This window comes from Actinoplanes sp. NPDC051388, assembly GCF_055586225.1.
Window position 1 is genome coordinate 295,508 of the sequence record NZ_JBVJIP010000005.1, and the last position, 21,892, is coordinate 317,399.

A 21,892-nucleotide genomic window follows, 5' to 3' on the forward strand; every position below is an offset into this window, starting at 1 on the left:
GGTTGGGTTTGGGGGCAGGAAGACAGAAATCCTGGGGACCTGACCAACGGACGGGTGTTGGGGGGGGGGGGGAAGGACCCCTTCCCCCCCCCCCCCCCCACCACCGAGCCCAATGAACCGGTTCAGTTGATCAGGTACATTGGCGTTCATGAATTTCCCGCGCGTCTCCCGACGCACCGTCCTCAAGGCCGGCGGCCTCCTCGCGGCGGCCCCTTGGGCACGCGCGGAGCCGGGTCCGGAGCAGGAGCCGGACCCGCAGCCCCTGCTCATCGGCACCTACACCGGCAGCGGTGGATCCGGCCTCGGCAGCGGGCACCTCGACCCGCTGACCGGCACGCCGGTGATCGACGCCTGGACCACGGTCGTCGCCGACCCGTCCTGGATTGCCCGCGGGCCCGGCGGCGCGGTGGCCTACGCGGTCAGTGAGTCGGGTGGCAGCGTCAGCGCCCTGCGCCTCGGCGACGGTCCGCCGGCGCTGCTCGGCACCGTGCCGACCGGTTCCGGACCGGCGCACGTCGCGGTGCATCCGGGCGGCGGCTTCTTGTTCACCTCGATCTACGGCGGCGGCGCCACGGTCACCCACCCGATCGCCGCGGACGGCGCCGTCGGTCCGGCCACCGACACCCGGTCGCAGCGGTCCGGCGGCCGCGCGTCGAACGCCCACCAGGTCGTCGTGGACCCGACCGGCGCCTGGGTGCTCTCGGTCGACCTGGGCGTCGACACGGTGTTCAGCTATGCGCTCGACGCCGGCCCGGGCGCGCTGACCGAGGCGCACCGCGTCGCGCTGCCGCGCGGCAGCGGCCCTCGCCACCTCGCCTTCCACCCGGGCGGTGGATTCGCCTACGTGGCGTCGGAGTACGCCTCGACCGTGACGGTGTGCGCCTGGACCGACGGCGTCCTCACGCCCGGTCAGGTCGTCGCGGCGGCGCCGGACACGGGTGTGGACAACTTTCCGTCCGAAATCGTGGTCTCGGACGACGGCCGGTTCGTCTACGTGGGCAACCGGGGCGCCAACACCATCGGCGTGTTCGCGGTGTCCGACGACGGTGCGAGCCTGCAGCGCGTCGCGGCGCCGTCCTGCGGCGGGGACTGGCCGAGACACCTCTCGCTCGACCCGACCGGCGCGTGGCTCCACGTGGCGAACCAGCGCTCCGGCACGGTGACCTGGTTCCCGGTGGACCCGGAGACCGGCGTGCCCGGCCCGGTGGCCGGGACCCTCGCCGTCACCGCGGTGGCGTTCGCCGGCTGACTACATGCCGCCGGCGAGGACCAGCGTTCCCGGGTCCTGTCCCGCGCCGACGTCCTGCCTGGTGACCTCGATGCGCCGGAACTGCCGCAACGGCACTCCGGACCAGAGCTCGACCCGGCCCGCCTCGTGCATGTGGAAGGTGCCCAGCGGCACCCGGTCGCCGTCGCGGATCGCCCAGCCCTGGTAATAGGTGCCGGGTGCCGCGGGCGCCAGGCCCTGGACGTCCAGCTCGAGGCGCCAGCCGGCGTCGCGTTCGATCACCTTGATCCGGCCGTGCGCCTCGGGGGCGCCGGTGGCGCCGGCCAGCGAGATGGTCGCGGTGGGCGGTTGCTGAGTCTGCAGAACGCCCACGGTGATCGCCGCGACCAGCACCAACGCGGCCGCGGCCGCCAGCAACGGCCGGTAGAACCGCTGCCGCCGCGTCCGCCCGACCGGCAACGGGATCACATCGGCGACCGGCTCCGAAACAGGCGCCGGCTCCGGCTGCGCGAAGGACTCCGACTCTGCGGAAGGCGGCTCCGAGGCCGCGGCGATCAGGTCGGCCGCGGAGAAGGAGGGGGCGTCCGCCCAGGTCGCCGGATGCCCCAGCAAGGACGCCAGGTGCGCCGGCTCGCCCTGCTCCAGAGAGCTGGCCCGCCGGTCGAGGGTCTCGTCACTCATCGGTGACCTCCCCCTCCAGAAGGTGACCCAGGGCCTCCGCCAGCCGGCGATGTGCCCGATGCGAACGCGACTTCACCGTGCCCACCGGAATGTCCAGGTGGGACGCGATCTCCGTGTGTGACATCTGGTAGTAGTGCGCGAGCCGCACCACCGCCGACTCGTCCGCCGGCAGGGCCTCGACCGCGCGGCGGACCTCCCAGGCCTCCCACAACCGCTCCGCCGACAGCGCCTCCACCGGCACCTCCGGCGGCTCGGAGCCGGAGGTCTGCGGTCCCCGGCGCTCGCGGCGGTAGACGTCCACCGCCGCCCGGCGGGCCACGCCGAACACCCAGGCGGCCAGGTCGCGGGCCGGGTCGAACCGGGCCCGCCCGCGCCACAGGCCGATGAACGCCTGCTGAGTGGCCTCCTCGGCGAGACCGCGGTCGGCGAGCATGGTCACTGCCATGCCGAAGACCGGGCCGCGGAAGGCCGTGTAGACCGCCGCGAAACCGTCCTCGCCACCTGTCGCGAACTGGCCGGCCAGCCGGGAATCGTCCATTGTGCAGTTGATCGTAGGGGGTCGGCATCGGCCCGGTGCATCACGGGCTGTCCTCGGCGGGAAGGACCGTCACCTCGTTCCCGCCGACCGTCGCGGTGCCCTTGGAGACGTCCAGCATGCCCGGCTTGACCAGTTCGCCGTTCACCGTGGCCAGACCCACCTGGCGCCCGTCCTTGAGCACGATCCACCCGCCGACCACCTTGGCGCCGCGCACGTTGGCCGACGCCCGGTAGAGGCCGGACGGCTTCTTCACGGTCTCGACGGTGAAGTCGATGGTCAGGTCGCGGACCTTGATCTTGCCCTGCGCCTTCTTCGGGTCGGCGCTGCCGGTCAGGGTGGCGCCGTCCTTGCCCTTCAGGTCGAGTTTGCCGTTGATCGCGGTGCCCTGGAACCAGGACTCGATCTTCTCGCCGTCACAGAGGTAGGCGATCGCCTTGCCATTCTTGGCGCTGATCGCGAGCGTGCCCGGTTCCAGGTGGCCGGCCCAGGTGCCGGTCAGCTTGGCCGCCTCGGCGACCGGTTGCTTGTCGATGGGGGTGGCCGGCGACGCCGGCGCGCTCGCCTCGGGCACCGCCGCGCCCTCCCCGGGGGCTTCCGGCGGCACACTGGGCGAGGCGCCGGGCGCGCCGGCCACGATGTTCCCGACGGACTTGCCGTCGCCGAAGATCCGATCCGCCTGCCAGCCGAGCCCGATCAGAACGGCCGCCACGCTGACCCCGGCCAGCAGAATGATCAGCGGATTCGTGCGCTTCATAACCAGGCTCCCCCGATGTCGGTGGTCTTCTATCGGCAAGTTCGCGCGTCCGGGCCGGATCGGTTCGCGGATCCGGAAAGAAAATTCATCGCAGCGCGGCGGCCAGGTCGATCCGCGAGGTGATGCCCAGCTTCGCGTAGGCGTGCGCGAGGTGCGTCTCGACCGTCCGGCGGCTCAGCACCAGGCGCTGGGCGATCTCCCGGTTGGTCAGCCCGCCCGCGGCCAGCCCGGCGACCTGCTGCTCGGCGCCGGTCAGCGCGGCCGGCCCGTGCGCCGCCGCCCGCCGGGGACGTGCGCCGGCCGCGTGCAACTCCGCCGTCGCCCGCGCGGCCAGCCGGTGCGCGCCCCCGGCGGTGGCCAGATCGAGCGCTTCGCGCAGCGGAACCCGCGCCTGGTCACGGTGGTTGGTCCGGCGCAGGGCGCTGCCGAGATCGAGCATCGCGTACGCCCGGGCAAGACGCGCCGGCGTACGGTCCGTCACCGTCACCGCCCGGCGCAGCGTCTCCACCCGCAGGTCCCGCGGAGCGACCTCGGCGGCTGCCCGCAGGGCGATGCTCAGCGGACCGGGCGCCTCGGCCGCCTCGGCCAGCGCGAGATGCTCGCGGGCCGCGGTCTCCGCACCGGCGCGGTCACCGACGGCCAGCAACGCGCCCACCAGATCGGCCCGCCACGTCGCGAGCGCCGGATGGACCACCTGGTACTCCGTCCAGAGCCGGCCGGCGGCGCGCAGGTCGGCGATCGCGTCGGCGGTGCGGTCCTGGGCCAGCCGCAGCCGGGCCCGGCTCTGCAGGAACAGCCCGCTGCTCAGGGTGCACGGCGGCGGCTCGCCGGGGAACGACGCGCCGAGCAACTGTTCGGCGTCGGGCACCCGGTCCGCCTCGACCAGCGCGTCGAGCAGCGGGCCGAGCGCAAAGAGCAGGCCGGTCGGCGGGGTGCTGCTGTTCAGCTTGAAGTCCAGCGCGGCGCGGGCGTCGGCCACCGCCTCGGAGACGAGCCCGGCGGGCAGCAGCGCCAGCGACCGCAGGAACCGCCCGTGCGCCATGGTGCTCAGCCAGCCGCGCGGCCGGGCGGCGTCGGCCACCGCCTCGCTCATCGCGCGGGCGGTGTCCAGGTCGCCGTTCGCGATCAACGCGAGCCCGGCCACGGTGGGCAGCAGCGAGTCGCGCTCCGCGGCCAGCACCCGGTCGGCCAGCAGCGGCCGCAGCAGGGCCAGGGTCTCGCCGGCGGGCCGGCCGGCGAAGGTGTCGTTGATGGCCTCGATCACCCGCCACAACGGCAGCGGCGGCGGGTCCGCGCGGCAGCGGCTCACATAGGCGACCCCGAGCGGGTACGTGTGGCCCGCGGTGCCGGCCGCCGCGCCCAGCTCGGCCTGGATCCGGGTGCGCGTCAGCAGCGGCACCTCCGCGCTGTCCGGCGCCAGCCGCAGCACCGCGATCGCCGCATCGCTGTACGCGGAGATCGCCAGCGCCCGCCCGCACCGCAGCGCCGCCTCGGCCCGGGCCACCGGGTCGGCGATCGCCGCGACCGCCTCGAGCGCCAGATCGGTGGTCCCTTCCTGCCGCCCGGCCGCGAGGACGAGGGCCAGGTCGAGCCGCACCGCCGCGTCCACCGTGGCATCGTCCGGCGGCTCGGCGAGCGCCCGGCGCAGATAGGTCACCGCGGTCTCCGGCGCGCCCCGGCCGGTGGCCCGGGTGGCCGCCGCCCGCAACAGCGCGACCGCCTGCGCCCGCCCGGCCGGTTCCGCCCGCAGCAGGTGCACGGCCGCGCGTTCCGGGTCGGCGCCGTGGGCGTCCAGCAGCGTCGCCGCCCGCGCGTGCCAGACGCCCCGCTCGCCCGGCCCGATCCCTTCGTAGAGCGCGGCGGCCACGATCGGATGCGCGAGCGCGAGCGGCGAGGTGGTCACCAGGCCGGCCGCGAGCAGCGCGTCGGAGCAGCTCGCGGCCTTGTCCGGGTCGATGCCGGCCAGGTCCGCGGCGTCGTTCAGCCGGGCCGCGGGGCCCAGCACGGCCAGCGCCCGGGCCAGCTCGGCGCAGCCCTCGGGCAGGCGGTGCAGGCGCAGCGAGATCCAGCGCGCGACCTCCTCCGGGCCGACCGCACCCAGGCTCTCCGGAGTTTCCGCGCCGGTGGCGGCGAGATGGTTGAGCAGCGCTTTGAGCAGGAACGGGTTGCCGCCGCTGGCGTCGTGGCAGGCCACCGCGAACTGCGGTGCGGCGGCCGGGAAGTGCGCGCCGACCAGGCCGGCGGTCGTCACCGGGTCGAGCGGGCCGAGCTTGAGCACCGTGCCGGACGCGCCGGCCAGCAGTTCCTCGAGCAGGTACGGGTCGGCGGCGGGCTCGCCCGAGCGGACCACCAGGATCAGCGCCAGCGCCAGCTCGTCGACCCGCCGGGCCAGGCCGACCAGCCAGCGCAGCGAGGGCACGTCCGCCCAGTGCACGTCGTCCACGCAGAGCACCGCCGGGTTGCGGGCGGCGACCGCGGCGGTCAGGCAGAAGAGGCCGTGCGCCGCCGCACAGGTGGCGTCGGCGGTGCTGGCCGGCGGCGGCGTGCCGGCGGTGAGCACCCGGCCGGCCAGCGCCGCCGGGCCCCGGCAGAGCTCCGCCCACCCCGGCCCGGTCTGCGCCGCGGCGAACGTCTGCCGGGCCACGCCGAACGAGAAGTCCTGGTCGAGCGGGTTTCCGCGGGCGCGCAGCACGGTCAGCCCGCGATCGCGGGCGGTGCGCAGCGCGGCGTCGGCCAGCGTGGTCTTGCCGATGCCGGCGCCGCCCTCGAGCACCAGCAGCCGTCCGGCGCCGCCGGTGGCCGCGTCGATGCCGCCGGCCAGCACGGCCAGCTCGGCGTCCCGTCCCCGCGGTTCGGTCATCGGCACCCGCAAATTCTCGGTAGGTGTTCCACGATGACCGGTCGCGGTGCTCCTGACCAGGGTGGAAGCACAACACCGACAGTCCGCGGAGGCAAAGGGGCAACGCATGAGCACAGCACCGGCCGGCGAGTACGTGATGGGCCGGACCCCGGAGGAGTACGAACGGCTGCGCCGGCAGGCCGCGGTCTGGGAGGCGGCCACCGCGCGGCTGCTGGACCGGGCCGGGCTCGCCGCGGGCGGCCGCTGCCTGGACGTGGGCTGCGGGCCGGGCGAGGTGATGCGGCTGATGATCGACCGGGTGGGTCCGACCGGCCGGGTGGTCGGCCTGGACGTGGACGCCGAGCTGGGCCGGCTGGCCGCCGGGCACACCGGTGGCGAGTTCGTGGCGGCCGATGTGGAGACCGACGACGACGCGGTCCCGGCGGGCGGCTTCGACCTGGTGTTCGGGCGGCTGATCCTGCTGCACACCAAGGACCCGGTGGCGGTGCTGCGCCGGATGTGGCGGTGGGTGGCGCCCGGCGGCGCGCTGGTGCTGCAGGACTACGACATGCGCAGTGTGGACTCCTATCCGCAGCTGGACGTGGTGGACGAGTGGCGGCGGGTGTTCCTGGGGGCGTACACGGCGGCGGGGCGGGACGTGCGGCTCGGCACGCGGCTGCCGGCGCTCTTCGCCGAGGCCGGGATCGGTGCGCCGGACGACACCGACATCGCCGGGATCCTGGGCACGATGGCGGACTCGGGTCCCATGCTGGCGGCCACCTTCCGCAGCATCGCACCGTTGGCGGTGGCCCGCGGGCTGATCACCGAGGAGCAGCGGGACCAGTGGCTGGCGGACCTCGCCAAGGCCAGTGCGGACCAGCCCGAGACGACCTCCGTGTGGCCGCTTCTGATCAGCGCGCTGAAGCGCCGCTAGACCGCGGCGGGGACGATCGCGGGGAGGGTCACCGTGAAGGTGCTTCCCGATCCCAGTGCGGACCGTACGGACACCGCGCCACCGTGTTCGGCGACGATGTTGCGAACGATGGCCAGCCCCAGCCCGGAGCCCTGCACCGCCTGGTCCATCGCGTTGGCGCCGCGGTGGAACGGCGTGAACAGGCCGGGCAGGTCGTCCGGCGGCACCCCGATGCCGGTGTCGGTGACGTCCAGCGCGGCGCTCTCGCCGACCCCGGTCACCCGGCAGGTGATGGTGCCGCCGGCCGGGGTGAACTTGACCGCGTTGTCGAGCAGGTTGCGCACCGCCCGGTCGAGCTGGCCGGCGTCGCCGTGCACCCAGGCCGGCGCGACCTCGGCGGTGACCGTGACGCCCTTGGCCCGGGCGGCCGCGGCGACCTCGCGCGCCGCCGCATCGGCCAGCGCGGCCAGGTCGACCGGCGCGGTGTTCCGGCAGCGCTGGGCGGCCGGGTCCAGCTGCAGCAGGTCGGCGACCGTGTCGCGCAGCCGCAGCGCGTTGCGGAGGATGGCCTCCACGCCGCGCCGCTGGTGCTGCGGCAGGTCCTCGTCGGCGAGCATCTCGGTGTAGCCCAGGATGCTGGTCAGCGGGGTACGCAGCTCGTGGGTCACGGTCGCCACGAAGTCGTCCTTGCGCTCGTCCAGCGCCCGGAGCTCGGTGATCAGCCGCTGTTCGTCGGCGAGCATCCGTTCGGTCTCGGCGGCGAGCTCGTTCAGGGTGCCGATGACGGCGCGCAGTTCACGCGTACCCGAGGGAACGGCCCGGGCCGACCGGTCGCCGGCGGCGAGCCGCTCGAGGGTGCGCCGGATGTGTTCGAGCGGAGCGAGCTGATGCCGCTGGTGGACGGCCGCCATCAGCAGGGCGATGGCCAGGAAGCCGAGCGCCAGACCGGCGCCGACGCCCTGCACGATCCGGGCCAGTGCCCGGTCCTGGGCGGTGACGGACTGCTGCTCGGCGCGGATGGCCCGGTCGACGGCCGCGTTCGCGACCCGGATGTCGTCGAACATCTCCCGCCCCCGGGCGGCCCGGGTGTCGTCGAGGTCCGCGACGCCCGCGTTCACGATCGGCACCGCGTACGCATAGAGCCAGTGCGACGCCACCTGCCTCTCCGCCATCAGCAGCCGTGCCACATCGTCGTCCCGGGTCAGCGTGGTGACCAGGTCGAACGACGTGTACGCGCCGACCCGCCCGCTGTCGTAGGGCGCCAGGAACACCGGATCGCCGGTCAGTTGGAATCCGCGCAGCCCGGTCTCGGCGTCGGTCATGTGCTGCAGGACGTCCTTGTTCGCCTCGCGCGCCCGGCCCAGCTGGTCGGCGTGCCGCAGCCGGGTGGTCTGCAACCGGTCGACGGTCACGAACTGCACCACGACCAGGCCGACGAAGAGGGTGAGCAGCACCGCGATGCCGGCGCCGACGCGACGCTGCACGGATCGCACGGTCATGCGCCCGGGAGCGTGAAGGTGACCGTCGTGCCGCCGCCGGGGCCGGCGCCGACCCGGATCTCGCCGTCGTGCCGCTCGACGATGCGCTGGCAGGTGCTCAGCCCGACGCCGTGGCCGGCCGGTGTGCGATCCACCCGGGTGAACATCTCGAAGACCCGCTCCCGGTGCTCGATCGGGATGCCGATGCCGTTGTCCGCGACCGAAACCGCCCAGGCGTTCCCGGCGCGTTCGGCGCTCAGCTCGACCCGGGCGGGCCGGTACTTGACCGCGTTGCCGATCAGGTTCTGCAGCAGCCGGCGGATCAGCGTGGGATCGCCGAGCACCTCCGGGAGGCTCGCCGGGACGACCACCTCGGCGCCGGCCTCGTCGATCGCGGCGCGCAGGTCGGTGACCGCGAGGCCGGCCAGCTCGCCGAGGCCGGCGCGGCTCGATCGGCATGGGCCGCTGCCGGCCCGCGCATAGGTCAGCAGGTCGGAGATCAGGTGTTGCATGCGGCCGACCGCCCGGGTGGCGGAGCCGATCCAGGCGCGCGCCGGGCCGGTGTCGTTCAGCTCGTCGGAGAGCAGCTCGAGGTAGCCGTCCGCGGGCGCGTCGAGCAGGCGGTACTCGTGGAGCGCGGCCAGGCGCTCCTGCTCGTCGACGGACACGTGATGTATTTCGGCAGAATTCCGGCCGGGTTGAGCACCGGGTAACCGGTTCGATCCGTGGTTTCTGTGAGGTCCCTGGGATTCGTTACCGATCCGTGACGCTTGACGGTCGGTGACTGATGGATCCGGCAAATCGGGCAGGAAACCGGTGCCGGTCACTATCCGTGGGCAATCTCGATGACCATCGTGTTACTCGTGGGTAACGTTGGTGGTTGTGACCTACGCGACAGCGGAGTTACATGTCCGGGCATCGACCATCCCCGCTGAAAGAGGGCTCGCCCGTGACAACCCCCTCTCCCTCCCCCGCCGGAACCGGCCGCACCAACTGGCGCCGGTTCGGGATCGCCGCCGGCGCCTCCGCGTTGGTCGCCGGAGGCCTGCTGTTCGGCATGGCGCACGGCGCCCTGGCGGCGAGCTTCGCCGTCTCCGGCGAGGACTTCAAGATCTCCGCGGACCGGCTCGACGGCACCGGCTTCTCCCAGTACGGCGGCGCGGTCAAGGACGCCAAGGGCAACGTGATCCCCGTCGCGTTCTCCGGCATCGCCAACGCCCAGCTGACCAACCTCTGCCAGTCGGTGCACGTGGACGGCTCCCCGGTCAGCCTGACCATCAACGCGGGCGGCGGCGGCAACCCGGCCGAGGCCACGAACCTGCTGATCGGCGTCAAGGATCTGGCCGGCGACGCGACGTTCTCCAACATCGCGATCGGTCAGGACGCCGGCACGCTGACCAAGGGCGGCGCCGACGCCAAGGGCGAGATCGGCGGCTTCGGGCAGCAGGCCGACCAGGTCGTGATCACCGGGCTGCGGCAGACCGCGGTGTCCACCACCGCCGGCACGTTCCGGCTGAACGGCCTCCATCTGAAGATCAACGTCGGGCCCGAGCCGAAGGAATGCTTCTGACGTGGCCGCCGCCGACACGTGGGCGCGGTTCGGGCGATGGCGCCACGCCCGGCCCTTCTGGGGCGGGCTGCTGCTGATCCTGTCGGCGTTCGCCCTGTTCTTCAGCGCCAACCTGACCCTGGCGGACATCAAGGTCCACTTCGGCATGGAGGGCTATCTCTCGTACGTGCTGCCGGTGATCATGCTGCTCTGCGGCGTGCTGGTCTGGGTGACGCCGGGCCAGCGGCTGTTCTACGCGATCATCGGGCTGCTCACCGCGCTCTACTCGCTGATCGGGCTCAACCTCGGCGGTTTCGGGGCCGGCATGCTGCTCGGCATCGCGGGTGGCGCCCTGGTGATCGCGTGGACGCCGGCATCCCCGACGCTCGCGCCCCCGACACCGGCAACCCCGACGCCGGCGCAACGGGCCGAGGACGTCGGCAGCGCGATCCTGGAGCCGCCCCCTTTCGCTGATCCCGCCGCCCCACCCGAGCCGGGGGACGCGCGGGGGACGCACCGCAAGCTGCTCGCCATCACGCTGGTGCCGCTGGCGGTGAGTGCCGCGGTGCTCATCGCCGGGCACTCACCGGCACGCGCCGAGGACGACTGCCCCGATGGCGTCCCGTCCCGGTCCGCCTCGGCCACCCGGCAGCCGCCGCCGAAGGCCGCCGCGAAGACGGCGCCCAAAAAGCCGGCTGCCAAGCCAGCGGCCGAACCCGAGGAGTCGGCGCCCGCCGAGGACGAAGGGACCGGAAACCCGATCGTCGACGGCTGGAACGGCTTCGTCGACGGCATCGGGGACCTGCTCGGCATCGGCGACGAGGAGTCGCCGGCACCATCACCATCACCATCCCCCTCGCCTTCGCAATCCCCTTCGCCGTCGGGTGAACCCGCACCGACGAAGGGAGTGCCGAAGGAGAAAGAGAAGAACGACGACGTGCCCTGCCTGGGCCCGCGTGTCCTGGACAAGAAGGCCACCGCCGCCGGCGTCCCGAGCGTGGCGATCCAGCCCGGGATCATGGAGGGCGACAAGCTCACCATGTACGAGTCGACCTACGACGGCGTGACCGAGATCGAAACCCCGGACGGCCCGAAGCGGGTGCTCAAGTTCAGCATGGACAAGTCGGTGACCACGCCGTTCTCGCTCACCATCGGCGAGCGCGGCGGCCGCACCACCCTGATCAAGAGCGGCGAGCTCACCACCACCGGCGACGTCCGGTTCTACACGCCGAAGTTCGAGGGCAAGCTGTTCGGCCTGATCCCGGTCACCTTCACCCCGGATCAGCCGCCGCCGCTGACCCTGCCGGTGCTGGTCTTCACCGACATCCGGATCGAGCTCGCCTTCGTGCGCTGCGACGAACTGACCGCGAAGACCTTCAAGCTGACCGAGCTCGCCTGAGCCGCCACGCGCGCACGACCTCGTCGGCGTCGATCGGCGGCAACAGGGTGGGCGGACCGCCGATCAGGCCGACGCGCGCCTTGCGGATCTACTCGTTGAGGGCCGCCACGTGGTCACGGACGGCCTGCTCGGAGGTCTTGCGGTCGACGAACGCCTCGAGCTCCTCCCGCTCGCGGCGCAACGCCAGCGTGGGCGGGAGGATGCCGGACGCGTCGCCCTCGCGCCGCAGCCAGTCCTTGACCCACCAGTCCTCGTCGTATTCGCCGCCCGCGCCGGGGAGCGGTTTGCCGGCGCCGGGCAGATTGTCGAACTCGCCTCGCTCCTGCGCCTCCCGGAGCTGGCGGTCGATCGACGACTCGTACCAGTTCATGCCCCGATTTTATCCGCCGGTCAGGCCGTCCAGCAGCCTGCGCAGCCCCCACCCGAACTGCCCTCCACCGGTCAGCACCCCGGCCGCCTCCAGGGTGATCGACCCGAGAACGAAGACGCTGATCGCGTGCGCTGCGCGCGCCGCGTCGTCCGGCCCGAGACCGCCCTCACCCAGCAGTTCCTGCAGGCGCGCGCGGAGCCGGGCCGCGTTCGGGCCACCCATCGGGCCGGTCAGCAGCAGCGGCAGCGCGGCGGGGTGCCCGGCCAGCCGGCGGCGGAAGGCGTGCGCGAGCGCCTCGATCCCGGCCCGCCACCCGGCCGGCGCGGGTTCCCGATCGATCTCGCCCAGCATCCGCTCGACCACCGCCCGGAGCACCGCCGACCGCTCCGGGAAATAGATGGCGACCGCGTTCGGCGCCACCCCCAGGGCCGCGGCGATGCGTTTGATCGAGGCCGCCTCCGGCCCACCCGCGTCGAGCAGCGCCAGCGTGGCGTCGAGGATCGCGGCCTCGGTCAGCGGCGGGGCCGGCCCGGAGCTTCTCCGCGGGACGGACACCCGGTCACGGTACAGCGCCGGCAGCCCGGTCTCAGCCGTCGAAGTCCTCCCAGACGAAACCGGGCGAGCGCCACGGGCGCAGCGCCGAGCGGTGCCGGGCGCCGGCGAAGACGACGACGCCGTCCTCGTGCTCCGCGGCCTGCACGACCACGCCGGGCGCCACGTAGTGCCGGGTCAGGTCGCTCGGGAACCGGGCCGGCTGCAGCGGCGCCGGTCGCAGGGTGCGGGCGAAGTGCCGCATCTCGTCGGTGGTCAGCTGGGCCCACCCGGTGAACGGCGCGCAGAGCGCCGCCTCGGAGAGCGTGAAGTGCAGCAGCCAGCCGCTCAGCCGCTCCCGCTCGGGCAGCCAGTCCTCGGCGATGCCGTCGTACCAGATCTGCGGATCGGGCTCGGTGAGATCGGCCCAGGCCGACCAGACGCCCTGGTTCTCCACCGCGATCATGGTGCGGCCGTGCTCGTCCGGCGGTTCCAGCGCCTCCGGCTCGACGATCCGGTTCTGCCGGCCCAGCACTTCGGGCCGCCCGGCCGCGGCGCCGTAGAACTCGCCCAGCGGGCGTGGCACCGGCACCGCCGGTGCGGTGCGGCGGCGGTGCGGCACGCCGGCGTGCCAACCGGCGATGAACTCACGGGTCGCCGCCACCCGGTCGTTCTCGGCGGTGGCCAGCCAGTGCAGGCCGGGCGGCGCCGCGGGCGGGACCGGCCGAACCCGGTCGAGCAGCTCCGGCGGCAACGGGCCGGCGAACTGGAACCGGCCGTCGACCAGCGCACGCTCCTGGTATTCGGACACCGACTGGCGCACCGGGCCCAGCGCGACGCAGCCGTCCGGGAGGCGGGCGAAGGCGTACATCGGCGGGGCCGGCGGGTCGGGCGGGCCGTCCGCGGCGAAGTAGCTCGGGGCCCGCAGCCAGCGGCCGACCGGCTCCGGGAAGGGACCGCGCAGCCGCAGGGTGGTGGCGTTGTCGACGGCGCAGCCGTGCCGGCGGTCGCCCGCGTCGACGATCACCACCAGGGCGTCCGCGCCGCGGGCGAAGGTGGCCGTCTCGCCGGTCGCCACCCGGGCGTTCGCACCGGCGCGGGAGAGCGCCTCGGACTCACTGACGATCACGGCGGGCAGCGTAATCCACCGGGCCGTGCCTAAGCTCGAGGGCATGTGCCGAAACATTCGTCAGCTGCACAACTTCGAGCCGCCGGCCACCCACGACGAGGTGCACGCCGCCGCTCTGCAATATGTGCGCAAGGTTGCCGGGTCCACCAGGCCGTCGCAGAAGAACGAGGCCGCCTTCGAGCGGGCCGTCCGGGCGGTCGCCGCGATCACCGAGGAGTTGCTCGCCGAGCTGGTCACCACCGCGCCGCCGAAGGACCGCGAGACCGAGGCGATCAAGGCCCGGGCCCGCGCCGAGAAGCGGTACGCGTCCTGACCGGACAGCAGAAAGCCGCCGGCCACAAGGCCGGCGGCTGCTCTCGGAGCAATCAGCTGGACTTGCCGGCGGAGACCTTCTCGCGGGACTCGGCCGAGGCCGGCCCGGCGGCGGCCGATCCCGACCTGCGGTAGGCCAGCAGCGCCACGATCAGCGCGATCACACCCAGCGCGAGGCCGGCGATGCCGAGCAGCGTGCCGGTGTTGCCGGACTCGTCGGCGGCCGGCTCCTCGGCGGCGACCGCCGGAGTGGTCGCGGCCTGATCCGCGGCCGGCGCGGCGGCGGCCAGCTTCAGGGTCGGCGCGGGGCTCTCCGGCTCGGTGCCGTCGGTGGTCGGCTCGTCGATCCAGCGCACCACGTTGCCGTCGGAGTAGGTCTGCAGCGCCTTGAAGACCATCTGGTCGACCTTCGGCAGCGGGCCCATCGAGACCTCGAACTGCTGGAACTGGCCGGCCTTGACGGCCGCGTCGCCGGACGCCGTCCAGGTGATCTTGGAGACCGCCTCGGTGATCTGGGTGCCGTGCGCCTCGATCGGCGTGTCCAGCTTCGCCTTCTCCACCACCGCGGTCCAGCCCGGCACCGGACGTAGTGACACGGACGCCACCGGAGCGTCCTTGATCGGCAGGTTCACCTCGAGCTTCGTGGTGGACGCGCTGTCACTCTCGTTGGGCACCCGGAAGTTCAGCACTCCGTAGCCGCCCTGCACGGCGCTGGCGCTGCTCACGGTCACGTGCGCCGACGCGGGGGCGGCCACCGCGAGGGTGAGGGCGGCGACCACACCGGCCACCACGGTCACACGCTTGAACAAGCTCATTTTTGTCAGGCCTTCCAGACTCGGGCGGGCGTTCGGCCATTGGTCGGCGGAGCGGGCCGAAAAGTTCCCTACGATTTCGGAAGACGGACTTCGGCTCGGAGACCGGGCTTCGCGTCACCGAGAGTAATCGTTCCGTGATGTCGCCGGACGAGTTCGCGGACGATGGCCAGGCCCAGCCCGGAGCCGCCGGCGTCCCGCGCCCGGGCGTCGTCGAGGCGGGTGAACCGGTCGAACACCCGCTCCCGGTCGGCGGCGCCGATGCCCGGCCCGTCGTCGGTCACCGTGATCAGCAGGTGCGGGCCGGCTTCGGCGACCGCCAGCGTCACCCGGGCGGCCGCGTGCCGCACGGCGTTGTCCAGCAGGTTCGCCACCACCCGGGCGAGCGCGTCCGGGTCGCCGGTCATGATCAGCGGCTCGGGCGGGCGCTCGTACCGGACGCCTTGATGTCGCGCCGCGACCTGCGCGAGCAACTCGCCCAGCTCGACCGGCACCACCGGCGCGACCGCCCGCCCGGTCGCGTCGTCCGCGCGGGCCAGCAGCAGCAGGTCGTCGACCAGCCGGCTGAGCCGTTCCACGTCGGTCAGCAGGTCGGCGGAGAGGGCCGGCCAGTCGGTGTCGTCCGGCAGCCGCTGCGCCACCTCGAGCTCGGTGCGCATGTTGGTGAGCGGGCTGCGCAGCTCGTGCGCCGCGTCCGCGACGAACGCCCGCTGCCGCGCCCGGCCCGCGTCCAGCCGGTGCAGCATGTCGTTCAGGGTGATCGCCAGCCGGTGGATCTCGTCGCGGGTGGCGGGCACCGGCAGCCGGTCCGAGCGGGCGCGCCCGGTGATGTCCTCGGCGCCCGCCCGCAGCGCCTCCACCGGCCGCAACGCGGCCCCCACCACCCGCCAGGAGACCGCCGCGATCAGCGCGATCAGGATCGGGTACGAGATCAGCAACGAGATTCGCAGCAGGTGCACCCCGGCCAGCACGTCCGCGGTCGACCGCGCGACCAGCACCTGCACCGGATCGGTGGGCTTCCCGGCGGTCACCGCGACCACCCGCACCGGCCCGCTCAGCCCGATCCGGTCGCCCGGAATCACCCGGCCGCCGCCGTCCGGCAGCGCGCGCAGTTCGTCCGGATAGAGGATCGGCACCAGCCGGTCGGCGGTCGCGGAGACCGCGATCACCCGGCCGGACCGGTCCACCACCTGCACCTGCACGCCCGGGGTGGCCGGGATCGGCTCGCTCAGCGCCTCCTGGGTGACCAGGGCGGCGACCGCCCGTGCGGTGTCCAGCGACTCGGCGTTGATGGCCCGCAGCAGGGCGAAGTTCAGCACCCCGATGAGCAGCACGCCGCCGGCCAGCAGACCGGCGGACAGCGCGGCCACCGAGACGATGGTGAGCCGGGCGCGCAGGCTGCGCCGGCGGAACCAGCCCATCTAGCCGGCCGTGCCCGCTGGAGACCGTCCGCTCAGCCGGTAACCGGCGCCCCGCACGGTCTCCAGCCGGTCCCGGCCGATCTTGCGGCGCAGGTAGCCCACATACACCTCGACGGCGTTCGGGGCGGTCTCCAGCGCGGCGTCCCAGACGTGGTCCAGCAGCTCGGTCTTGGAGACGACCTGGCCGGGGTGCCGGATCAGGTATTCCAGCAGCGCGAACTCGCGGGCGGTGAGCACCACCTCGGTGCCGGCCACCAGCACCCGGCGCTCGGCCGGGTCGAGCTCGACGTCGCCGTGCGCGAGCACCACCGGGCGCTCCCGGCCGCCGCGGCGCAGCAGGGCCCGCAGCCGGGCCAGCAACACGACATAGGAGAACGGCTTGGTCAGGTAGTCGTCGGCGCCGCAGTCGAGCCCGTCGGCCTGGTCGTACTCGCCGTCCTTGGCGGAGAGCATCAGCACCGGCAGCCACTGCCGCTCCGCCCGCAACTGACGCACCACGCGGTAGCCGGACAGCCGGGGCAGCATCACGTCCAGGATCATCGCGTCGTACCCGCCGTGCCGGGCCAGCTCGAGACCGTCCTGCCCGTCGCCGGCCACGTCCACGGCGAAGCCCTCGGCCTGCAGCCCGCGCTGCAACGCCGCGGCCAGCCGCGCCTCGTCCTCCACCACCAGCACTCGCACGCCTACAACCTTGCCATCCGGGGTGCAACCCTTAGGGGACCTTCTCAGCGCGGTCACAGCGCGTCCGGCGCAGAGTGGGCGGCAGGACAACGGGAGGTGGACGTAGTGAGCGTGTTCAGGTCCAGGCCGATGCTGCGCTGGTTGGTGCCGACGACGGCGGCGGTCGTGGTCATCGGGGGTGGCGCCGCGGCCGGCACGATCGTGGCCAGCGCGGACCCGTCGCTGCCGGAGCGCAGCGCCGCACAGCTGCTGGTCGATGTGCAGAACGCGAAGGTGGACGGCTTCTCCGGCACGATCGTGCAGACGGCCGATCTGGGCCTGCCGCAGGTGCCCGGCCTCACCGGGCAGGGCGACGCGCTGACCCAGCTGATCGCCGGCAGCAACACCGCGCGGGTCTGGTACGCCGGGGAGGACAAGGCCCGGATCGCGCTGCTCGGGGTGCTCGGCGAAACCGACGTGATCCGCAACGGCTCGGACGTCTGGGTCTGGCGCAGCCAGCAGCAGACGGCCACGCATATGACCCTGCCGGCCGACGCGAAGACCCCGAGGGCGCAGGCCACCGGTGTGCCGTCGACCCCGCAGGAGGCGGCGGACGCGGCCCTGGCGGCGATCGACCCGACCACGGCGGTCAGCACCACCGGCGCGGCCGAGGTGGCCGGGCGCGACGCCTATGAGCTGGTGCTCGCGCCGAAGGACACCGCCTCGCTGATCGGGCAGGTGCGGCTGGCGATCGACGCCGAGCAGCACATTCCGCTGCGGGTGGACGTCTATGCGAAGGGCGCCAACGACCCCGCCGTGCGGGTGGCGTTCCAGCAGATCAGCTTCGCGGTGCCGGACGCCGAGCAGTTCACCTTCAACCCGCCGCCGGGCACGAAGGTGGAGACCCAGTCCCCGCAGCAGCTGCAGGAGAAGGCCGAGGCGGACCACGCCGAGGAGGCCGAGAAGGCGCCGGTCAAGCCGGCCGGGACCGGGCCGACCGTGATCGGTGAGGGCTGGACCTCGATCGTGACGGCGAAGATGCCCACCGGCGACGACGCCGCGACCGGCCAGGTGGCCGGGCTGCTGGAGAGCCTGCCGAAGGTCAGCGGCGCGTGGGGCACCGGACGACTGGTCTCCGGTTCGCTGTTCAGCGTGCTGGTGACCGACGACGGCCGGGTGTTCGCCGGCGCGGTCGCGCCCGACAAGCTGTACGCGGCGGCCACGAAGTAGTCATCGACGAACCACCACGGCGACGGTCCCCGAATCCCTTGCGGAATCGGGGACCGTCGCCGGATTACGTGGCGAATCCGGGCATCGACATCTGATTCCGTTTCGGTCCTGCAAAATACTTCGGATTCCCTTGTCTCGAAGGTCTCCTCTATGTCAAGGTCCGTCCACGTCCTTGAGGGGCTGGAGGACCGACGTTGAGCGACGCGCTGCCCGTGCTGCGGAACTTCATCGGCGGGTCGCACACCGACCCGGCCGACGGCATCACCTCGCCGGTCATCGACCCGAGCACCGGCGAGACCTATGCCCACGCGCCGGTGTCGTCGGCCGCGGACGTCGACGCCGCCATGGCCGCCGCCCGCGAGGGCTTCGAGACCTGGCGCGAGGCCACCCCGTCGGAGCGCCAGCGGGCGATGCTCGCGCTGGCCGACGCGGTCGAGGCGCGGGCCGAGGAGATCATCGCCGCGGAGTGCCGCAACACCGGCAAGCCGATCGGGCTGACCCGCGACGAGGAGATGGCTCCGCTGCTCGACGAGCTGCGGTTCTTCGCCGGCGCGGCGCGACTGCTCGAGGGCCGGTCGGCAGGTCGATACCTCGATGGGTACGAAAGCTACGTGCGCCGCGAGCCGGTCGGCGTCTGCGCCCAGGTGGCGCCGTGGAACTACCCGATGGTCATGGCGGTGTGGAAGTTCGCCCCGGCGATCGCGGCCGGCAACTCCGTGGTGCTCAAGCCGTCCGACACCACGCCGGTCAGCACCCTGATGCTCGCCGAGATCGCCGCCGGGGTGCTGCCGCCCGGCGTGCTCAACGTGGTCTGCGGTGACCGGGACACCGGCCGCGCGCTGATCGCCCATCCCACGCCCCAGCTGGTGTCGATCACCGGGTCGACGCGGGCCGGCATGGAGGTGGCCGCGTCCGCCGCGCCGGACCTGAAGAAGGTGCACCTCGAGCTCGGCGGCAAGGCGCCGGTGGTGGTGTTCGACGACGCCGACCTCGAGGCGACCGCCGCCGGGGTGGCCGGCGCCGGATACTTCAACGCCGGGCAGGACTGCACGGCGGCGACCCGGGTGCTGGTGCACGAGCGGGTGGCGAAGGACTTCACCGACGCGCTGGTCGCCGCCGCCGAGGCGATGAAGGTCGGCGGCCCGGAGGACATCGGCGCCGACTTCGGCCCGGTGAACAACGCGCGGCAACTGGCCCGCGTGCGGGGGTTCCTGGACCGCGCGCCGGAGCACGCCCGGGTGGTCACCGGCGGCCGGCGGATCGGCGACCGCGGCTACTTCGTCGAGCCCACCGTCGTCACCGGCCTGCGACAGCGGGACGAGATGATCCAGGACGAGATCTTCGGCCCGGTCATCACCGTGCAGCGGTTCGCCGACGAGGAGGCGGCGGCCCGATGGGCCGACGACGTCCGGTACGGGCTGAGCGCCAGCGTGTGGACCCGCGACCACTCTCGGGCCATGCGGATGACGCGGAGGCTGAACTTCGGCTGCGTCTGGGTCAACTGTCACATCCCCTTCGTCTCGGAGATGCCGCACGGCGGCTTCGGCCACTCCGGCCAGGGCAAGGACCTCTCGGTGTACGGGTTCGAGGAGTACACCCGCGTGAAACACGTGATGCACCACGTCGGCCTCGGCTGATCGCCCCACTCCCCCGCAGCTAAGAGGTACCCCCCATGAGCGACACCCCAGCAATCGAGTTCGTCGGAGTGCACAAGGACTACCTGTCGCACGGCGAGACGGTGTCCGCCGTCAAGCCGCTGGACCTGACCATCGGGCAGGGCGAGTTCTTCTCGCTGCTCGGCCCGTCCGGCTGCGGCAAGACGACGACCATGCGGATGATCGCCGGCTTCGAGGACCCGACCGGTGGCACGGTGTTCCTGGACGGCCAGGACGTCACCAACGTGTCCCCGAACAAGCGCGACGTGAACATGGTGTTCCAGTCGTACGCGCTGTTCCCGCACATGTCGGCCTATCAGAACGTGTGTTTCGGGCTGGAACGCAAGAAGGTCGACAAGGCGGAGATCAAGCGCCGGGTCGGCGAGATCATCGAGATCGTCTCGCTGGGCGGCATGGAGAAACGGGCGCCGCGGGAGATGTCCGGCGGGCAGCAGCAGCGGGTCGCGCTGGCCCGGGCGCTGGTCAACAAGCCGCGGGCGCTGCTGCTGGACGAGCCGCTCGGCGCGCTGGACCTCAAGTTGCGCCAGCAGATGCAGGTCGAGCTCAAGCGGATCCAGCGCGAGGTCGGGATCACCTTCGTCTACGTGACCCACGACCAGGGCGAGGCGCTCACCATGTCGGACCGGATCGCGGTGATGGAGGGCGGCCGGATCGACCAGCTCGGGTCGCCCCGGGAGATCTACGAGAAGCCCGCGACGAGGTTCGTGGCCGGCTTCATCGGCACCTCGAATCTGCTCACCGCGCCGGTGGACAGCGTCTCCGGCGGTCAGGCGGTGCTCCTCTTCGGCGAGGGCGACCGGGTGCTGGTGCCGGTGCCCGCATCGGTGCAGGCCGGCGACAAGCTCGAGGTGTCGGTGCGCCCGGAGAAGATCGACCTGGAACGCGGCGCCGTGCCGTCCAGCGACTGCAGCGTGCTCTCCGGCCGGGTGACCGAGGTGGTCTACCACGGCACCTCCACGAACTACACGGTGACGACCGCCGCCGGTCCCGAGTTCGTGGTCTTCGACCAGAACGCCGCCAACGCCGACGACCTGGCGAGCCGTGGCGACAAAGTCTTCCTCACCTGGAACGCGCAGCACTCGTACCCGATCGGAGTCTGATGTCCTTCTCCCCCACCCCCCGCCACCTCCCCTCGGACCCGGCGCTGCTGCGGGGTCTCACCCAGCGGCGGCTCGCTCGCCGCGACGCGTTGCGCATCTCCGGTCTGTCCGCCCTGGGCATGGCACTCGCCGCCTGCGGGGTCGAGGGCAAGGGCAACCCCGGCGCGAGCGCACCGGCCGCCGACGCGGTGGCCAAGTACTGGGCCGGCAAGACGTCGACCAAGAAGGTGGACTTCGCGAACTGGCCGCTCTACATGGATCCGGAGCAGCCGGAGCTGAAGGCGTTCACCAAGGAGACCGGGATCGCGGTGAACTACCAGGAGGTCATCCAGGAGATGGGCCCCTGGTTCGCCAAGGTGCAGCCGCAGTTGTCGGCGAACCAGCCGATCGGGTTCGACCTGATGGTGATCACCAACGGGATCCAGTTCAAGCAGTTCAAGGACTCCGGCTTCCTGGCGCCGCTCGACCTGGCGAAGCTGCCGAACTACGCCAAGAACGCGGCCCCGGCGTACAAGAACGAAGCCTTTGATCCGGGGAATGTCTACAGTGTCCCGTGGACGTCCGGGATCACCGGGATCGCCTATGACCCGGCGAAGATCACCCGGCCGATCACCAAGCTGGCCGACCTGTGGGACCCGGCGTTCAAGGGCAAGGTCGGCATGTACTCCGACACCCAGGAGCTCGGCAACTTCGGCATGCTGGCGCTGGGCATCGACCCGGCGAAGTCGACGGCGGACGACTGGCGCAAGGCGGCGGACAAGCTCAAGGAGCAGAAGGACCAGGGCATCATCCGCAACTACTACGACCAGAGTTACGTGGACGCGCTCGGCAAGGGCGAGGTGTGGATCACCCAGGCCTGGTCCGGCGACATCTTCCAGAAGAACGTCTCGGATGGCACGAACTTCAAGTTCGTGATCCCGGAGGAGGGCGGCAACATCTGGACCGACAACTTCGCCATCCCGATCACCGCGCCCAGCCCGCTCGACGCGATCACGCTGATCGACTTCTTCTTCCGCACCGACATGGCGGCGTCGCTGGCCAGCTACATCAACTACGTCACCCCGGTGCCGTCGGCGCAGGAGCAGCTCAAGGCCGACGCGGCCAAGGCGTCCGGCGAGGAGAAGGCGGAGCTGACCGCGGTCGCGGACAGCCCGCTGGTGTTCCCGAGCGAGGCCGATTACGCCAAGCTGCACTACTTCCGCGACTTCGCCACGCCCGCCGAGCAGCAGGAGTACCAGCGCATCTTCGAACCGATCGTGCTCGGGTGACGGC

At 72.7% G+C, this 21,892-nt stretch carries 21 protein-coding genes; 9 read left to right on the plus strand and 12 right to left on the minus strand.

Annotation, left to right across the window (positions count from 1 at the left end; genetic code table 11):
• Positions 1-148 precede the first annotated feature (148 nt).
• Entirely contained in the window at positions 149-1,249 is a 1,101-nt protein-coding gene (locus ACZ6TI_RS15570; protein ID WP_465345710.1) for a lactonase family protein, read from the plus strand.
• Here the strand turns inward: ACZ6TI_RS15570 and ACZ6TI_RS15575 are convergent, their stop codons facing one another.
• The 4 genes from ACZ6TI_RS15575 to ACZ6TI_RS15590 all read right to left on the minus strand — a co-directional run bounded on the left by ACZ6TI_RS15575 (position 1,250) and on the right by ACZ6TI_RS15590 (position 6,061).
• Positions 1,250-1,909, minus strand: a complete 660-nt coding sequence (locus tag ACZ6TI_RS15575) for an anti-sigma factor (protein ID WP_465345711.1) — start codon at positions 1,907-1,909, stop codon at positions 1,250-1,252.
• Complete coding sequence (locus tag ACZ6TI_RS15580) at positions 1,902-2,447, minus strand: RNA polymerase sigma factor (RefSeq protein ID WP_465345712.1); 546 nt, start codon at positions 2,445-2,447, stop codon at positions 1,902-1,904. Before ACZ6TI_RS15580 ends, ACZ6TI_RS15575 begins: the two co-directional genes overlap by 8 nt.
• A gap of 40 nt (positions 2,448-2,487) precedes the next feature.
• Complete coding sequence (locus tag ACZ6TI_RS15585; RefSeq protein ID WP_465345713.1) at positions 2,488-3,201, minus strand: hypothetical protein; 714 nt, start codon at positions 3,199-3,201, stop codon at positions 2,488-2,490.
• 85 nt (positions 3,202-3,286) lie between these two features.
• Positions 3,287-6,061 carry an ATP-binding protein gene (locus ACZ6TI_RS15590; RefSeq protein WP_465345911.1) on the minus strand — a complete coding sequence of 925 codons (2,775 nt, stop codon included), beginning with the start codon at positions 6,059-6,061 and terminating at the stop codon, positions 3,287-3,289.
• A gap of 106 nt (positions 6,062-6,167) precedes the next feature.
• Between ACZ6TI_RS15590 and ACZ6TI_RS15595 the strand changes: the two genes are divergently transcribed.
• Entirely contained in the window at positions 6,168-6,974 is an 807-nt protein-coding gene (locus ACZ6TI_RS15595) for a methyltransferase domain-containing protein (protein WP_465345714.1), read from the plus strand.
• Here the strand turns inward: ACZ6TI_RS15595 and ACZ6TI_RS15600 are convergent.
• Both ACZ6TI_RS15600 and ACZ6TI_RS15605 read right to left on the minus strand, forming a co-directional pair.
• A complete protein-coding gene (locus ACZ6TI_RS15600) occupies positions 6,971-8,452 on the minus strand; it encodes a sensor histidine kinase (RefSeq protein WP_465345715.1) in 1,482 nt (493 codons plus the stop codon). The genes ACZ6TI_RS15595 and ACZ6TI_RS15600 overlap by 4 nt on opposite strands.
• Entirely contained in the window at positions 8,449-9,099 is a 651-nt protein-coding gene (locus tag ACZ6TI_RS15605; protein ID WP_465345716.1) for a sensor histidine kinase, read from the minus strand. The genes ACZ6TI_RS15600 and ACZ6TI_RS15605 overlap by 4 nt, the downstream gene beginning before the upstream one ends.
• 239 nt (positions 9,100-9,338) lie before the next feature.
• On the opposite strand from ACZ6TI_RS15605, the gene ACZ6TI_RS15610 reads away from it, so the two are divergent.
• Both ACZ6TI_RS15610 and ACZ6TI_RS15615 read left to right on the plus strand, forming a co-directional pair.
• On the plus strand, positions 9,339-10,001 hold the full coding sequence (locus tag ACZ6TI_RS15610; protein WP_465345717.1) for a DUF6230 family protein: 663 nt from the start codon (positions 9,339-9,341) through the stop codon (positions 9,999-10,001).
• A 1-nt stretch (position 10,002) separates the two neighbouring features.
• Positions 10,003-11,379, plus strand: coding sequence for a DUF6114 domain-containing protein (locus tag ACZ6TI_RS15615; protein ID WP_465345718.1), 1,377 nt, complete (start codon positions 10,003-10,005; stop codon positions 11,377-11,379).
• A gap of 88 nt (positions 11,380-11,467) precedes the next feature.
• Here ACZ6TI_RS15615 and ACZ6TI_RS15620 read toward each other — a convergent pair whose 3' ends face one another.
• The 3 genes from ACZ6TI_RS15620 to ACZ6TI_RS15630 are packed head-to-tail and all read right to left on the minus strand — an operon-like array spanning position 11,468 to position 13,409.
• A complete protein-coding gene (locus ACZ6TI_RS15620; RefSeq protein WP_465345719.1) occupies positions 11,468-11,749 on the minus strand; it encodes a DnaJ family domain-containing protein in 282 nt (93 codons plus the stop codon).
• Between the two features lie 9 nt (positions 11,750-11,758).
• Positions 11,759-12,304, minus strand: coding sequence for a TetR/AcrR family transcriptional regulator (locus ACZ6TI_RS15625; RefSeq protein ID WP_465345720.1), 546 nt, complete (start codon positions 12,302-12,304; stop codon positions 11,759-11,761).
• 31 nt (positions 12,305-12,335) lie between these two features.
• Complete coding sequence (locus tag ACZ6TI_RS15630; RefSeq protein ID WP_465345721.1) at positions 12,336-13,409, minus strand: hypothetical protein; 1,074 nt, start codon at positions 13,407-13,409, stop codon at positions 12,336-12,338.
• A gap of 43 nt (positions 13,410-13,452) precedes the next feature.
• On the opposite strand from ACZ6TI_RS15630, the gene ACZ6TI_RS15635 reads away from it, so the two are divergent.
• The gene (locus tag ACZ6TI_RS15635; protein ID WP_465345722.1) at positions 13,453-13,722 is read left to right on the plus strand and encodes a DUF2277 domain-containing protein; all 270 of its coding nucleotides are present in this window, start codon (positions 13,453-13,455) and stop codon (positions 13,720-13,722) included.
• 52 nt (positions 13,723-13,774) lie between these two features.
• Here the strand turns inward: ACZ6TI_RS15635 and ACZ6TI_RS15640 are convergent, their stop codons facing one another.
• From ACZ6TI_RS15640 to ACZ6TI_RS15650, 3 genes are all read right to left on the minus strand, one after another.
• Positions 13,775-14,536 (minus strand): YcnI family protein, encoded by a 762-nt coding sequence (locus tag ACZ6TI_RS15640; protein WP_465345723.1) that lies wholly within the window; start codon positions 14,534-14,536, stop codon positions 13,775-13,777.
• Between the two features lie 68 nt (positions 14,537-14,604).
• Positions 14,605-15,954, minus strand: a complete 1,350-nt coding sequence (locus ACZ6TI_RS15645) for an ATP-binding protein (RefSeq protein WP_465345724.1) — start codon at positions 15,952-15,954, stop codon at positions 14,605-14,607.
• Positions 15,955-16,635, minus strand: a complete 681-nt coding sequence (locus tag ACZ6TI_RS15650) for a response regulator transcription factor (protein WP_465345725.1) — start codon at positions 16,633-16,635, stop codon at positions 15,955-15,957. It abuts the gene before it with no gap.
• Between the two features lie 105 nt (positions 16,636-16,740).
• Here ACZ6TI_RS15650 and ACZ6TI_RS15655 point away from each other — a divergent pair, with 105 nt between their 5' ends.
• The 4 genes from ACZ6TI_RS15655 (at position 16,741) to ACZ6TI_RS15670 (ending at position 21,888) form a co-directional block, all read left to right on the plus strand.
• The gene (locus ACZ6TI_RS15655; protein ID WP_465345726.1) at positions 16,741-17,844 is read left to right on the plus strand and encodes a LolA family protein; all 1,104 of its coding nucleotides are present in this window, start codon (positions 16,741-16,743) and stop codon (positions 17,842-17,844) included.
• Positions 17,845-18,038: 194 nt separating this feature from the next.
• Entirely contained in the window at positions 18,039-19,481 is a 1,443-nt protein-coding gene (locus ACZ6TI_RS15660; RefSeq protein WP_465345727.1) for a gamma-aminobutyraldehyde dehydrogenase, read from the plus strand.
• Between the two features lie 35 nt (positions 19,482-19,516).
• Complete coding sequence (locus ACZ6TI_RS15665; RefSeq protein WP_465345728.1) at positions 19,517-20,620, plus strand: ABC transporter ATP-binding protein; 1,104 nt, start codon at positions 19,517-19,519, stop codon at positions 20,618-20,620.
• Complete coding sequence (locus ACZ6TI_RS15670) at positions 20,620-21,888, plus strand: polyamine ABC transporter substrate-binding protein (RefSeq protein WP_465345729.1); 1,269 nt, start codon at positions 20,620-20,622, stop codon at positions 21,886-21,888. The genes ACZ6TI_RS15665 and ACZ6TI_RS15670 overlap by 1 nt, the downstream gene beginning before the upstream one ends.
• Positions 21,889-21,892: the final 4 nt, after the last annotated feature.

Coding starts and splice junctions, on each gene's coding strand:
- ACZ6TI_RS15570 (WP_465345710.1), top strand. CDS start 149: ATGAATTTCCCGCGCGTCTCCCGACGCACCGTCCTCAAGGCCGGCGGC.
- ACZ6TI_RS15575 (WP_465345711.1), bottom strand. CDS start 1,909: ATGAGTGACGAGACCCTCGACCGGCGGGCCAGCTCTCTGGAGCAGGGC.
- ACZ6TI_RS15580 (WP_465345712.1), bottom strand. CDS start 2,447: ATGGACGATTCCCGGCTGGCCGGCCAGTTCGCGACAGGTGGCGAGGAC.
- ACZ6TI_RS15585 (WP_465345713.1), bottom strand. CDS start 3,201: ATGAAGCGCACGAATCCGCTGATCATTCTGCTGGCCGGGGTCAGCGTG.
- ACZ6TI_RS15590 (WP_465345911.1), bottom strand. CDS start 6,061: ATGACCGAACCGCGGGGACGGGACGCCGAGCTGGCCGTGCTGGCCGGC.
- ACZ6TI_RS15595 (WP_465345714.1), top strand. CDS start 6,168: ATGAGCACAGCACCGGCCGGCGAGTACGTGATGGGCCGGACCCCGGAG.
- ACZ6TI_RS15600 (WP_465345715.1), bottom strand. CDS start 8,452: ATGACCGTGCGATCCGTGCAGCGTCGCGTCGGCGCCGGCATCGCGGTG.
- ACZ6TI_RS15610 (WP_465345717.1), top strand. CDS start 9,339: ATGTCCGGGCATCGACCATCCCCGCTGAAAGAGGGCTCGCCCGTGACA.
- ACZ6TI_RS15620 (WP_465345719.1), bottom strand. CDS start 11,749: ATGAACTGGTACGAGTCGTCGATCGACCGCCAGCTCCGGGAGGCGCAG.
- ACZ6TI_RS15635 (WP_465345722.1), top strand. CDS start 13,453: ATGTGCCGAAACATTCGTCAGCTGCACAACTTCGAGCCGCCGGCCACC.
- ACZ6TI_RS15640 (WP_465345723.1), bottom strand. CDS start 14,536: ATGAGCTTGTTCAAGCGTGTGACCGTGGTGGCCGGTGTGGTCGCCGCC.
- ACZ6TI_RS15645 (WP_465345724.1), bottom strand. CDS start 15,954: ATGGGCTGGTTCCGCCGGCGCAGCCTGCGCGCCCGGCTCACCATCGTC.
- ACZ6TI_RS15665 (WP_465345728.1), top strand. CDS start 19,517: ATGAGCGACACCCCAGCAATCGAGTTCGTCGGAGTGCACAAGGACTAC.
- ACZ6TI_RS15670 (WP_465345729.1), top strand. CDS start 20,620: ATGTCCTTCTCCCCCACCCCCCGCCACCTCCCCTCGGACCCGGCGCTG.